Origin of the sequence: Salegentibacter sp. 24 (assembly GCF_004362395.1) — a bacterium.
Taxonomy (GTDB): domain Bacteria; phylum Bacteroidota; class Bacteroidia; order Flavobacteriales; family Flavobacteriaceae; genus Salegentibacter.
Genome location: NZ_SNWE01000006.1, coordinates 52,241 through 65,507 on the forward strand (window position 1 = coordinate 52,241; position 13,267 = coordinate 65,507).

A 13,267-nucleotide genomic window follows, 5' to 3' on the forward strand; every position below is an offset into this window, starting at 1 on the left:
AACCCGCTTGATTAGATTTTAATTATTCCTAAAAAACAAAACTTTGCTACCTTTAGACCTACAAAAAAAGACAATGGTAAAAAAATTAACCAAAAATTTCCTTAGGCCCAAGATGAAATCTGTCAACCAGCCGCCGGGAACGGTAACTTATGTTGGAAAAAAAGAATCCAGTGAAACCAAGCTTGAAGTTATAGATTACAATAAAGATAATTATGAAAAGTTTACTTCCTCCTCACCTGAAGATGCTTTTAAATTTGAAGCCGAGGATCGAATAACCTGGTTTAATATTGACGGCTTAAGCAATACTGAGGAAATCGAAAAACTTGGTAAATATTACGATCTTCATCCTTTAATCATTGAAGACATAGTTAATACCACCCAACGTCCAAAAATAGATGAGTATGAAGACTATTTATTTATCGTTGCAAAAATGCTTTATTACCAGAATGGCCAGTTGGTCAATGAGCATATAAGTTTTGTTTTAGGTAAGGACTACGTTTTAAGCTTTCAGGAAGCCGGTGGTGATGTTTTTGATGGCGTACGTGGGAGGCTGGAAAAGGCATATGGTCGCATCCGTACCAATGGTTCAGATTACCTGGTTTTTGCCCTTCTAGATGCTATTGTTGATCATTATTTCCTTGTTGTAGATGAGCTGAGTGAGAAAGTAGAAAATTTGGAAGAACAGTTATTTGAAAGTCAGCCAAGCGATGATATTACTTATGAGATACAGGAACTCAAAAGGTCTATCCTAAGAGTTAGACGGGCAGTTTTCCCTCTTAAAGAAGTGATTTCAAGATTTCAAAATTTGGAAAATGATCTTATAAAAACAAGAACCAAAAACTATATAAACGATCTACACGATCATATTCTGCAGGTTTCGGAAAATATAGATCTGTATCGTGAGATGGCCTGGGGACTTATGGATATGTATATGACAACCATTAGCAATAAAATGAATGAGGTGATGAAGGTATTAACCATAATGGCTTCTATATTCATTCCCCTGACCTTTATTGCCGGTATTTACGGAATGAATTTTGAGTACATTCCAGAGCTTCAATGGAAATATAGCTATTTCGTACTTTGGGGAATTATGATCACTATATTTATTCTGATGATTTATTATTTTAAACGAAAAAACTGGCTTTAACGCTATTATGAATATGATAAGATTTACTTTAATTAGCCTGGTGGTGCTCATCACTGGAAACTGTGCTGCTCAAAATGCTAAAAATCCTATGTATATCGGAACATATACTAAGAAGGAAGGTCATGTAGATGGAAAAGCCAATGGGATATTCTTAGCCATGCAAGATCCCGAAAATGGAAGTTTGCTACCAAAAAAAACTGTTGCTGAAATTACAAACCCCAGTTTTGTAAAAACCTCTCCCGATGGAAAAAACCTTTATGCGGTAAGTGAACTTGGGAGTGGAGATGCCCACTCAGGTTTTATTTATTCCTACAAGAGAAATGAGGATCATAGCCTTGAGGAAGTAGGAAAACTCTCTACCGAAAGTTTTGCACCCTGCCATATTGAAATTGACAAAAATGGAAATTATGTTTTTGTTTCCAATTATATGGGTGGTGTAGTTATGGTTTACAAAAGAGGAAAGAATGGCGAGCTGACCAAACATCAAAAAATACAATTAGAAAATCCTGAAAAATCCCACGCCCATTCAGTAACACTTTCTTCCGAAAATAAAACTGCATATATAGCAGATTTGGGAAATGATAAAATTTGGATCTACAATTTTAATGCGCAATCCGGTAGGTTGGAACAAAACCAAAAACCATTTATTGAATTAGAAAAAGGCTCCGGTCCACGGCATTTCACCTTGTCAAATGATGAGCATTTCGCTTTTTCAATGAATGAACTAAATTCTACAGTTAGCGTCTTTAAAGTGGAAGAAGATGGTAATCTAAGCCTTATTCAGAATATTTCAAGTTTGCCCAAAGATTTTGAAGGGAAAAATTCAGGAGCAGATATCCATTTGCATCCCTCTGGAAAATTCCTTTACACTTCTAACCGTGGTCATAATAGTATCGCTGCTTTTAAAGTAGATCAAAAGTCCGGAAAATTAAGTACGATTGGACATTATCTCACAAAAGGGGAGACTCCAAGAAATTTTGCTATTTCTCCTGATGGAAGATTCCTGTATGCCGCAAATCAGGACACTTCAACAATAAGTAGTTTTAAAATTAATTTCCAATCCGGGGAATTGGAAGAACACTTACTTCCAATCGAAGTAATGTCACCGGTTTGCTTAGAATTTGTAGAAAATTAATGCTATAAATAAAATTAAAAACTGATTTCTGATTTTCTTAAATTTAATACACTAAATCAGAAAATATGAAAGCAAAAGTTTTAATTGTGCTATTAGCTTGCCTGCTAATAGCATGCGGATCTATAATGGAACCCGATTCAGATGACATCATAAGACAACCTGAAGATGCTCCTGCAAAATTCACCCTGGCAAAAGGTATGTTTTTTGAAGAAAACACCTGTAAAAGTCCGATGTTAGATCCCAAAGATGGCACGGAACTTATTATGATTCGTTCCTGGGGCAATGGAATTGGAGATTATAGGGTGCCCAAATATAAGTATGGTCTAAATCATAATGAATATGTACGTTTAAATTGTGAAACCGGCCAACTTATCGGGATTGTAAAAAAGTAATCTTTGATAACTATTCGAAAAGACCTCACAGGTAGAAAAATTCCCTGAGAGGTCTCTAAAGTTTTCCAAAAGATTATCTGCTTTCAACTTCCTGAATAACAAAAAATCCATCATTTCCCTGAGCCTGATAAAGCGGCATAAAAATCCTGCCCTCCCATTGGCTTTTGACTTCTTTGCCATTGTGTTTTGCGAGAAGTTCTCCTTTTTTAATTTTCTGAAAATTCTCATATCCCGGTTGCATCTCAAAGACATCAGAGTCTTTAAGTCCTTGACGATGTACCAGTTCGAAAGTTTTTTGTGCCGGAGCATTCTTTTCTGTAAAACGGGTTACACATTCAGGGTAGGTTTGAATTTTTGAAATATCTAGTTTGCAAGCCTCCTTTAGGGCCAGCCAGATAACCCCTTCGTGATTTTCAACTGAAGTTTTATCTTCATGTTGTCCGGCTTCAAATACAAAGCCGGTCATGCCTATTCGGCTTAAGTAATGATCTATATCTCCGGTAATGATATCGCTAAATCCGCGTACGATATAGGTGGGAAAATTGTGCGCCCACATATCATTATCATTTACTTCCTGAACCGAAACATAGGGTAAACTTGCCGATGAAGTCGTGTGGCAGTCCAAGAAGTACCGTTTGGTGAAATCTTTTTCCGGAAATTGGTTTAAGATCTCTATGATCTGCCACATTTCTTTTTGTTCGTGGGTTATGGATTTTTTTTGTTCAATATTTTCTTTAGTCCAAACGCGGTTAAGGTCCTCATCTATATAACGCTTGTTCAGGTTAAGGGCTTTGTGATTACCGGATACCCCAACTATAGTCCCTTCAATTATTGGTTTGGTTTTTTCCAGCTGTTTAAATACTTCTTCCAAAGCTTTTACTCCACTAGGCTCGTTGCCGTGAATTCCTGCAGTTACAAAAAGTAAAGGTCCTTTATTATTACTGGTATACTTCCCAATTATTCTGGGAATATTTTTGTTTGATGGATTACTCATAATGTATTTTTTCTATTCTTCTTATTCCATACAGGCGATTTCCCTGTTATCAAATTGATGGCCGTAAAGCACTTTATATTCCACCTTACGTTCAATTGCTTCTATTACGGTACCAGTGAAATCCGGTAAACCAATATCCTTAAAATGCTCCATGCCTCCGGGGCTCAAAACATTGATTTCAATAAGTTTATCTTTTACCACATCAAGACCAACGAAAAAAAGACCGTCACGGATTAGCTTGGGAGCGGTCAGATCTACAATTCGTTGCATTTCCGGGGTAAGGTCGCTACTATCTGCAGTGGCACCCAATGCGAAATTACTCCGAAATTCACCTTCCCCACTTACACGCCTGATAATGGCCTGCTTACCATCTTTTACCATAACGCGACCATTCATTAGAATAATTCTAACATCCCCATCTTTTACGGCTGGAAGGAACTCCTGAGCTATAACATAACCATCCTGACTAATGGTTTCAATTATCTGGTTGATGTTTTTTTCATTTTCATCAATAAGAAAAACGTTTTGGCCCCCGGATCCTTCTAAAGGCTTCAAAACAATTTTCTTATTGTTCTTTTCCCAAAACCTCAAAATATCTTCCTTGTTTCTGGTTATTAAAGAATCTGGCTTTATTTCCTGAGGAAGTTCTTCAAAATAAAGTTTATCAATAAAGGCATGGGATAGGGCATAGGCATCATTCAACACTAAAACTCCCTGTTGCTGCATCATTCTTCCAAAAGCAACTCCCGCTTGCTCTGCCCATTCCCGGCCAGAATCCTCTTCTGTAGGATTATTCCTAATAAAAAGCACGTCCAGTTTTGTTGACTGAATTCTCTTTTTTCTGGCTTTGGAACTCTGTAAAGCTTCCAGAAACTTTTTAGGAGATTTTGTTTTTGTGTTTTTAGGCACTTGAGTACTATTTATACTTATAGGAGCATCATGGTGGAAGTTGAAATCACCAACCCCCATAGCATACACTTCGTGGCCCCGAGCGTGGGCAGTGGTCATTAACATTACCGATGTTCCACAGCTCTCATTTTCAATATCGTTTAATACAAAGCAAATCTTCATTTTGTTATCATTTGTGATAGGGGTAATCCCTCTCTGATTAGGTTTAATTTGTTGGTAATATTCTCGGTTAATAAATAACTTGGACGCAATGCGCCAGTTTTTAATACTTTTCTTTCGGTTAACTCTTCAATAATTTTGGTGTGTTTTAATCCGAATTTTCCAGCTAGTAAAGGTTCATATTCCCCTCCATTTTGAAGATGGTCACGAAGCTGTACCAAGCCTTTTAGATAAATAATATCTTTCAGAAATCCACCTCCCTGCATAATTCTGGAAGTAATATTAAATGCTCTTTCGGCAGAAAATCCATAATCCATTTTTAGTAATCTGAAAAGTTGTGGAAACTCGGCTCCTTCCATTAAAGCAGATCCCGCAATTACCCTTCCGGCAAGCGTTCGTAACCTATTAGCTGTAAGCCCGTCTACTAAATATTCAGACATCACTGCAAGTCCTTCTTGAAGTGGATCATAGTCGGCAAGCCCACTACTGAGTAACTCTAAAGGTTGACGTGTTCCGTTGTAATGGGTAAGCACATGAGTTCCTACTTCGTGTTGAATAAGTGCTGTGGCCTCTGTTTTATTCATGTTATAATCCGCTGGCACATATAATTCACCATTGTTAACCATCATAATATTCACGTCTTTTCGGATGTGAACTTTACTTTTGAAATTTTTGTCCTGTTCTGCAAAATAATCGAACTCCCGACGGGCAAGACTACTAAAGCCTTTAGCATCTATTATTTCTGTATTTCCAGAGGTTTCAGCTTCATCTACTTCCCGTAGTATTTTTCCTGCTTCCTGACTTAATTTCGGGCTTAAGCCTTTGTAAAGCCGGATACTATTATAAAAGAAATTAGAGGTCCCTCGCTCACTTAACATAGTAATTTGCTGATCCAGCTCTTCCCGCTTTTCCCTGAAAATATGCGACATCGCCGGATCGTCTATTTCTTCAATTTTAAGATTATAAAGTTCTCTTTTTAAAAGATCCGGATCTATTGGAAGCAAGCGATAGTGGTAGTCTAATACTTTTTCGTAGTTACTTTCAAAAAAAGTGTTTTTAATATCTTGGATATTCGCAGGCGAGACCAACCATAAAAACTGATAAGAACGCTCTATTTTGGCCAAAGCTTTATCTACTTCGAATACTTTTTCTTTAAGGTGCTTTCGTCCCAGAGCCAAATAACTTCCTACGCCACTGGTGGTTTGAACCCTAACATAATCAAAAATCGCCTTATGAATACAGGTTATAAGATAATCTTTAAACTCTCTGAGGAAAACAGGGTAGAGTTCATTATTCTCATCACGGTAAACCGGTGGAATTTCAAGACCTACGATTACAGCTCCTGATTTTTTTGCTTCCTCAATGCTTAAAAGTTCCTGATCGCCCTCTTTTTGACGATTAGGGGTATCTTTAATTTCAGCTTTTAAATAAAGTCCAGAAAAGGATTCATTTATTTTATTAAGTTCTCTTTCCAAAACCTTTACCGAGGTTGGTAATTTTTGTGCAGGCGCTTTTATTGTGAAACAATTGTTTGGTTCACCTGTATAAATCTCAAAAATCATATAAGATTTAAAATCTGAAGACAGCTTATCGGAAAGGGCGTATATCAGTTTCTGGTAAGCTTCAAAAAACTTATCCCCAATAAGTAAATAGGAAGCCTCACTAATAATTATTCTCTCGGTACCAATATCGTTCTGCTTTTTTCGATATACCACCAGGTAAGGTAAATTATCCTCTATATGGATTAAGCCCCCACCGGGAAGAGTAGCCCCTATTTTCCCGTCTTCTTCAAGGATTGTTAAAATTTGTTTAATTGATTTCTCCGATAATTCAGATATCTCCAGCATTATGCGTTTCTTCTAAATTTTTAAATTAAATACTATTAAACCAAAACCCCTGTTTTTAAGCCAAATAAATAGTCAGATTATGGTTGAACAATAATTAAATTTAGAAAGAAAACTAGGGAAATCTATCCTACAAGCCTACTTTGGGTTTTATTTAAGAGATAGCGTAAATAATTACTTAAATGCGCAAAAGACTTCTAAAATTAATTTAATTCTTTTTTTTAAGCTCTTCTTTGGCTTTTTCCTCCAGGTTTCTTATTTGCTCTCTCGCATCTTTTAATTCCTCTTTAGTCGGTGGTTTGGGCTTTTGTTCTTCAGCTTTATCCGGCTCAAGATTGAGCTCTATATAAATGGGAAAGTGATCTGAATCTATGTCGCTGCCTAATTTAAAATCGGCCACTCTAAATTCTTCGGTTACAAAAATATGGTCTAGAGACCATCGCATAATAGAACTGGTGGCATCAAAAGAATTATAGAAACCACGCCCAACCCTGGTATTTAATAGACCTCCAACATTTTGGAATAGTGCTGTGGTAGCTGACCAGGCTACATCGTTAAAATCTCCTGCAACCACAACCGGAAGCCTTGAGTCCTTTGCCATAAATGCGATTTTCATCATTTCAGCATCCCTTGCAGTAGAAGAAGGGTTATGCTGGGGCATAGGTGGAGTGGGATGTATCGCATGGAACATAATGTCCTTACCAGATCTCAATTCAAGAACACTATGAATAGAAGGAATACTGTCGTCCACCAAATAACTAATTCGGGGTTTTTTAAGCTTTAGCCGGGAATAAAATAACATCCCATAGGTATTATCCAGAGGAACTTCAATTTTATAGGGATATGTATCAGTTATCACCGATAGATCCTCCTTCCAACGCGTATTGGTCTCAGTAAAAAGTAAAACATCCGGGTTCTGTTTTTTAATATCGGCAATAAGCTTTTTTGGATTTTTATTTTTCTGCAATACGTTAGCCGCGTATAAACTAAATTTATTGGTAAAATTCTCTTCGGAAACTTCCCCAACTTCGTAATTATCGTGTGGAAAATAAGGATAAATCTTAATCACCTGAAAAAAGAAACAACCAAGCAATACAACCATAAAGACATAATCTTCGACTCGTTTTATATCAAACCTGATAAAATAGGCAGCAATCGCTGTAAGGGTGAGCAGAGTTAACTGAATATGTAAGTAATCAAAAATGCGAATCCACCAAAAGTCAGCAGCTATTAATGGAATCAGAGTCATCAGAACGGCTATGATTCCAAAGACCTGAAGAAAACCTTTCAATGTCATTTTTATTTGAGTTGTTTAGCGAATTGAAATATACTCGTTAATTCGTATTTCATTCTTAAAGGAAATCTAAAAGTTAAAAGGGCTGTAATTAAGCCTAATTTATTTTAAATCAAGTTTTAATTCATAGATTCTTTCCAGGCGTGTTAACTGTATCTTTTTTAATGAGATAATCTCGAATATCATCTCCCGAGGGTGCTTCGAATAATTGAAGATCAAAAAAGGAAACGGCAGCAATAACGTGGTCAAAAATATCCGCAGTAATGTATTCAAAATTTTCCCAGCGTTTATCCCGGCTAAAACATAGAATCTCTAAAGGGATTCCGTGTTCCGTAGGCTGCAAATGTCGCACAATAATGTACATTTCTTTGTGAACAGCGGAGTGATTGTTTAAATAAGTATCTATATACTTTCTAAAAATACCTAAGTTCGTTTGGTTTCTTCCGTTAAGGGGTAACTTGGTATCCACTTTATTTGTTTTATTATACTCGTTTATTTCTTGTTGCCTTTCTTCAAGGTACGTTGAAATTAACTGGATGTTTTTAAATTTTTCAAAATCTTCCGGAGTGATAAATTTTACAGAATTCTGCTTAATAAAAATTGAACGTTTAATTCTTCTTCCTGGAGATTCCTGCATCCCCCGCCAGTTTTGAAAAGATTCAGAAATTAGACTGTAGGTAGGGATGGATGTAAAGGTATTATCGAAATTCTGAACTCTAACTGTGGCCAGGGTAATTTCAGTCACGGTACCATCGGCACCATATTTACTAAAGGTAATCCAGTCTCCAATTCTCACTATATCGTTAACAGTAACCTGAATAGAAGCTACAAACCCTAAAATAGTATCTTTAAAGATTAATAATAGGATGGCAGAGGCCGCACCCAAAGAAATAATAAATTTAAGAACATCTTTTTGGGTAAGCTCTGCGACTATAAATAATAAAGCAAAAAGCCAGACAATGATCATCACTACCTGTATATAGCTTTCCACAGGTTTATCCTGGAAGTTTTCTAAGGTTTTCAAATAGCCTTTTGTCGTCCGTAATAGACTTCTAATAATCCAAACTATAAGTAATATGATATAAATGTCTATCAGGTAAAAGAATGCTTTAATGGCTAATGGAAAATCCACTAGAATATAAGGTAGCGAGAGATAGACTATAATAATCGGGAGTATCTGACCTATATATTTAGGAAACTTTGTCTTAATAAGAAAATCGTCAAAAGTAGTTTGTGTCTTGTTACTGAAGGTTTTAAAGGCTTCGATCACAAATGTTTTTATCAGATAATTTAAACCGATAATCAGAAGGATCAGGATTAAAAGATTGAGGAGTAAATTAAAATAAAGGGCGACTGTGGGGTTTACACCCTGGTCAATGAGAAAAGTTTCAAAAAGACAAATTAGGTTTTTAAATCCTTCCGATAAGTTCATAATTTAGAGATATTTTTTTTCAACATAAAAAGGCCCAAATGGGACAAGGGAACAACCCAAAATAATTAAGAGTTCTTTAAAACTCCAATTTAGAGGTTTAAATAACCAAATAGCGCCGATTACATATGCAATAAAAAGTACCCCGTGAGCCATACCTATTTGTTGTACCATTTGGGGCATTTCCCAAATATATTTTAATGGCATCGCAATAAAAAGCAATAATAAAAATGAGAGGCCTTCAAGAATACTCACATATTTAAAAACCATTTTTTGTTTTTTTAAGGGCATAATATATTTTTTAGATTGCAAAGATAGGTTTTATAGAGATTCTGGTCTTTTTGATTAAGTTTTAGTTCAATCTTTTTTTAATTCTGAATTAGTATTTGCTCTATGGGTTTTACAAATTCATTTTTATTAATTTGCATACCAACAAAATTTTAAAAAATGAGCTCTAAAATATTGGTTACCGGTGGACTTGGATTTATAGGTTCTCACACGGTAGTTGCACTCCTGGAACAGGGTTATGAAGTGGTTATTATAGATAACCTGTCCAATTCTTCAATAGATGTCCTGGCCGGAATAACCAAAATCACTCAAAAGACTCCAATTTTTGAGAATATAGACCTTCGTAATAAATCGGAAGTAAAGGATTTTTTTGAAAAATACCCGGATATAGAAGGAGTAATTCACTTTGCTGCTTCTAAAGCAGTGGGAGAAAGTGTTGAAAACCCTCTATTGTATTACGAGAATAACCTTGCGAGTTTAATTTATCTGCTGCAGGAGTTACAGTTGAAGGAAAAGGCATATTTTATCTTTAGTTCTTCTTGTACAGTCTATGGTCAGGCTGATAGCTTGCCAATTACTGAAAACGCCCCGGTAAAAAAAGCGGAATCTCCTTATGGAAATACCAAGCAAATAGGAGAGGAGATCATTACGGATACAGCAAAGATAAACAAGAATTTTAAGTCGATTTCTCTTCGATATTTTAATCCCATAGGTGCGCATCCTTCCGCTGAAATTGGAGAACTACCAATTGGTACTCCCCAAAATTTAATTCCTTTTATTACGCAAACCGCCATAGGAAAAAGAAAGGAACTATCGGTTTTTGGTGATGATTATCCTACACCAGATGGCACTTGTATAAGAGATTATATTCATGTCATGGATCTGGCTCAAGCCCATGTAGTGGCTTTGGAACGACTTCATAAAAATAAAGAAAAAAGCAATTTTGAAGTCTTCAACCTGGGAACAGGAAAAGGTAGTTCTGTTTTAGAGGTAATTAATTCTTTTGAACGCTCAACCGGCGAAAAACTACCTTATAAAATTGTGGCCCGAAGGGAAGGAGATATTATTGCTGCCTATGCTGATACACAAAAGGCCAACGAAGAATTAGGTTGGAAAACTGAAAAACATTTGGATGAAGCATTAAAAAGTGCTTGGGACTGGCAGAAAGAGGTTGTAAGAAGAGAGGAGAAAGAAAATTAATTTTTTAATTTTAATCAAAAAGGTCTGGTTTTAAGTCCAGACCTTTTTGATTTGCTGTTGTTAAAATTATCTTGTTCCATTTACTATGAAGGCATGGATCACCCCTGGAATCCAGCCCAAGGCGGTTAACAATAAACTTATTAAAAAAGTAACTCCTAAGCCATGTTTTAAAAAAACAGCCAATGGTGGTAATAGAATATTTAGAATGATCGTTAACATAATTATTTTTTTTATTGGTTATTTCCATCGAAATTACGTAGAAAAACCACTCCTTTAATTAGATTTAACGAGTTCTTGGTATGGGTTTAACAAAATATCATGCTTTGAATTTTCGGTATTTAGCCAGCATAAATACATATATACTGTAACACACAAAACCTGCTGCAACTAATCCCATCAGCCACGAACCATATTGAGATTCCTGTAAAAAAGAGAAGGCATCAGCTGTTCCTTTTATATTGGAAGTGTTTGATGCCAGGGCTGCTCTGATAAAAATATAAGCCAGAACTCCGAAAATAATTCCACGGGCTATTAAGCCAAGATAACCGGTATTTTTAATTGTTTTTCGTTTTTTTTCATCCCCGATGGAATCATATCCAAAATCTTTTAAAAATTCTTTTGATTTAGCTTTTTTGAACTGGGCAATACTTGCGATAATAAGACCTATCCCTATAATTGCAAAAACAACGACCCCAAGGGTTCCGGTAAGAACCTGGCCACCGGAGCCTCCAGAAGAACCGGCATTGATAAGTCTCATAAAAGCGAAAATAGCAAGACCAAGATATAAAAACGCACTGATGAAATAAGCTGCGCGTTTCCCTTTTCCATTCTTATCATCTCCAATATTTTCAGGATCCTGGATAGACTGAATAAAACGCCATGCGGAATAACAAAGCAGTCCTATTCCAATTAGAACAAGTAATACATTACCAAAAGCCTGATTTTCTAAAAATTTTATCACCTGTAAATTCCCTGTTTTTTGCCCTCCCATATTGAAGGCCGCAAGAAAGGTGAGTATTCCAGTAATTCCATAGACAGTGGCCTTGGCGAAATAACCCACCCTAGCCATCTTTTTTAATTTAGAATCCATTTTCAAGAAAATTTTTGGTTAGTAAATTAAATTTACTCCATTGAAAATAGATAAAAGAAAACTTGGGAAAATTTTAAACTTTTACTATCGAGATTGAGATGGAAACAGATTAATATTTTTGGTACAAGCTCAGACTTAAGTTATCATAAATTTATGTGCCTATGGGGTTTAAACCATTTCAAAAATAACCAGTGCATAGAGATAAAAACGTATAAAGCGAAGCAAACCAAACATCAAGTAGCTTGGAAAAGGAAATTTGATTATTCCTGCCGCAATACTGGTCATAGCAAATGGAATAGGTAACAAGGCTCCTACGATAATTAAAAAACCACCCCATTTTCGTGTATTTTTAATATGCTGTGCCATTTTAACTTCAATAGCTTCATGCACGGCAGGGATCTTTGTCATCCATCTTCCTATAAAATAGGAGACCACTCCGCCGAAATAAGAAGCGAGCGCTAATAACGAAAGGTATAAAATAGGACTAGCAGATTTTCCTGACCATGCAATAAATAATTCTGGCGGAACAAGTCCCAGTAGGGATTCTGAAACAAAGAAAACACTGATAATACCAAGTGGAGAGTAAGTCTCGGTTACTGTGACCAGCATTTGTTCTATATCAAGCACCCAACGATCCAGTGCCAATAATGCTGCTACAAATAAAATTATGGGTAAAATTGCCTTTTTAACACTTTTCCAAACAAAGCTGTAAAAACCGGTATAGCTATAATATTGGTGTAACAAGCGTATGCGCGACTTCTTTTTAGATTTCGCATTTTTCTTCATCAAATTCTCCTTTAGCAATTCTCTTATCGAGGTATTTCAATAAGATTTGTAAGTAGACTGTCTTTCAAATATCAGGCCGTAGTATATATTTAAGTTATGATTTAATTTTCTTCAGCATATTCATTGAAAGCCCTTACGTACTCACGCAATTCTATTTCATTCACACGATTCGAAGGATCGGCCATTAGAGATAGTAAATAATCCAGACTTTCCTGTCCAGTGGTTTCTTCCTGTAGCGGTGCTTCCTGGCCCTCTTCTAAAGGATCATCTTCGGGGATGGCAATATTGAATGAATCATAAGCGTCTACATGTTCGTAGGTTAACCTGATGGTTTTTGCCAACAAAGGCTGTCCTTCTTCTACAACAAGAGTTCTTAATTCTTTCAGTTCACTTACCAAGGTATTGGTAATAATTCCGTTACGCATTAAATCGCGTTGAATTTTATTGAGTAATTTTTGAGCTTTGATATTATTCAAGAGAATATAAGTTAATCAGGTTACACTATATTTTTTGCAAATGTACTGCTTTAGTCGTTTTATAAAACATTTTAACAAAGAAATTAAGCGAAATCAAAAAGTTTTTAAAAAGCATTTTTTG

At 35.9% G+C, this 13,267-nt stretch carries 14 protein-coding genes; 4 read left to right on the forward strand and 10 right to left on the reverse strand.

What is annotated here, in order from left to right; translation table 11 throughout:
* The first annotated feature begins 73 nt into the window (after positions 1-73).
* The 3 genes from corA (at position 74) to DET49_RS05625 (ending at position 2,677) form a co-directional block, all read left to right on the forward strand.
* Positions 74-1,150 (forward strand): magnesium/cobalt transporter CorA, encoded by a 1,077-nt coding sequence (gene corA, locus DET49_RS05615; RefSeq protein WP_133547123.1) that lies wholly within the window; start codon positions 74-76, stop codon positions 1,148-1,150.
* 7 nt (positions 1,151-1,157) lie between these two features.
* Entirely contained in the window at positions 1,158-2,285 is a 1,128-nt protein-coding gene (locus DET49_RS05620) for a lactonase family protein (protein WP_243729537.1), read from the forward strand.
* A gap of 65 nt (positions 2,286-2,350) precedes the next feature.
* The gene (locus tag DET49_RS05625) at positions 2,351-2,677 is read left to right on the forward strand and encodes a hypothetical protein (protein WP_133547125.1); all 327 of its coding nucleotides are present in this window, start codon (positions 2,351-2,353) and stop codon (positions 2,675-2,677) included.
* A gap of 73 nt (positions 2,678-2,750) precedes the next feature.
* Here the strand turns inward: DET49_RS05625 and DET49_RS05630 are convergent, their stop codons facing one another.
* The 6 genes from DET49_RS05630 to DET49_RS05655 form a co-directional block, all read right to left on the reverse strand.
* On the reverse strand, positions 2,751-3,671 hold the full coding sequence (locus DET49_RS05630) for a succinylglutamate desuccinylase/aspartoacylase family protein (protein WP_133547126.1): 921 nt from the start codon (positions 3,669-3,671) through the stop codon (positions 2,751-2,753).
* A 21-nt stretch (positions 3,672-3,692) separates the two neighbouring features.
* A complete protein-coding gene (locus DET49_RS05635) occupies positions 3,693-4,742 on the reverse strand; it encodes a glutathione synthetase (RefSeq protein ID WP_133547127.1) in 1,050 nt (349 codons plus the stop codon).
* Positions 4,739-6,586 carry a flavohemoglobin expression-modulating QEGLA motif protein gene (locus DET49_RS05640; protein WP_133547128.1) on the reverse strand — a complete coding sequence of 616 codons (1,848 nt, stop codon included), beginning with the start codon at positions 6,584-6,586 and terminating at the stop codon, positions 4,739-4,741. Before DET49_RS05640 ends, DET49_RS05635 begins: the two co-directional genes overlap by 4 nt.
* Positions 6,587-6,791: 205 nt before the next feature.
* The gene (locus tag DET49_RS05645; protein ID WP_133547129.1) at positions 6,792-7,880 is read right to left on the reverse strand and encodes an endonuclease/exonuclease/phosphatase family protein; all 1,089 of its coding nucleotides are present in this window, start codon (positions 7,878-7,880) and stop codon (positions 6,792-6,794) included.
* A gap of 121 nt (positions 7,881-8,001) precedes the next feature.
* Positions 8,002-9,309, reverse strand: a complete 1,308-nt coding sequence (locus tag DET49_RS05650) for a mechanosensitive ion channel family protein (RefSeq protein WP_133547130.1) — start codon at positions 9,307-9,309, stop codon at positions 8,002-8,004.
* A 3-nt stretch (positions 9,310-9,312) separates the two neighbouring features.
* Positions 9,313-9,597, reverse strand: coding sequence for a DUF3817 domain-containing protein (locus DET49_RS05655; RefSeq protein WP_133547131.1), 285 nt, complete (start codon positions 9,595-9,597; stop codon positions 9,313-9,315).
* Between the two features lie 156 nt (positions 9,598-9,753).
* Between DET49_RS05655 and galE the strand changes: the two genes are divergently transcribed.
* Positions 9,754-10,794: a UDP-glucose 4-epimerase GalE gene (galE, locus tag DET49_RS05660; RefSeq protein WP_133547132.1), complete on the forward strand. Its 1,041-nt coding sequence runs from the start codon at positions 9,754-9,756 to the stop codon at positions 10,792-10,794.
* Between the two features lie 66 nt (positions 10,795-10,860).
* Here the strand turns inward: galE and DET49_RS05665 are convergent, their stop codons facing one another.
* From DET49_RS05665 to DET49_RS05680, 4 genes are all read right to left on the reverse strand, one after another.
* On the reverse strand, positions 10,861-11,019 hold the full coding sequence (locus DET49_RS05665) for a YqaE/Pmp3 family membrane protein (protein WP_133547243.1): 159 nt from the start codon (positions 11,017-11,019) through the stop codon (positions 10,861-10,863).
* A 91-nt stretch (positions 11,020-11,110) separates the two neighbouring features.
* On the reverse strand, positions 11,111-11,884 hold the full coding sequence (locus tag DET49_RS05670) for a DUF1206 domain-containing protein (RefSeq protein ID WP_133547133.1): 774 nt from the start codon (positions 11,882-11,884) through the stop codon (positions 11,111-11,113).
* 168 nt (positions 11,885-12,052) lie between these two features.
* Entirely contained in the window at positions 12,053-12,670 is a 618-nt protein-coding gene (locus tag DET49_RS05675; protein ID WP_133547244.1) for a YqaA family protein, read from the reverse strand.
* A 101-nt stretch (positions 12,671-12,771) separates the two neighbouring features.
* Positions 12,772-13,146 carry a hypothetical protein gene (locus DET49_RS05680; protein ID WP_133547134.1) on the reverse strand — a complete coding sequence of 125 codons (375 nt, stop codon included), beginning with the start codon at positions 13,144-13,146 and terminating at the stop codon, positions 12,772-12,774.
* Between the last annotated feature and the right edge of the window lie 121 nt (positions 13,147-13,267).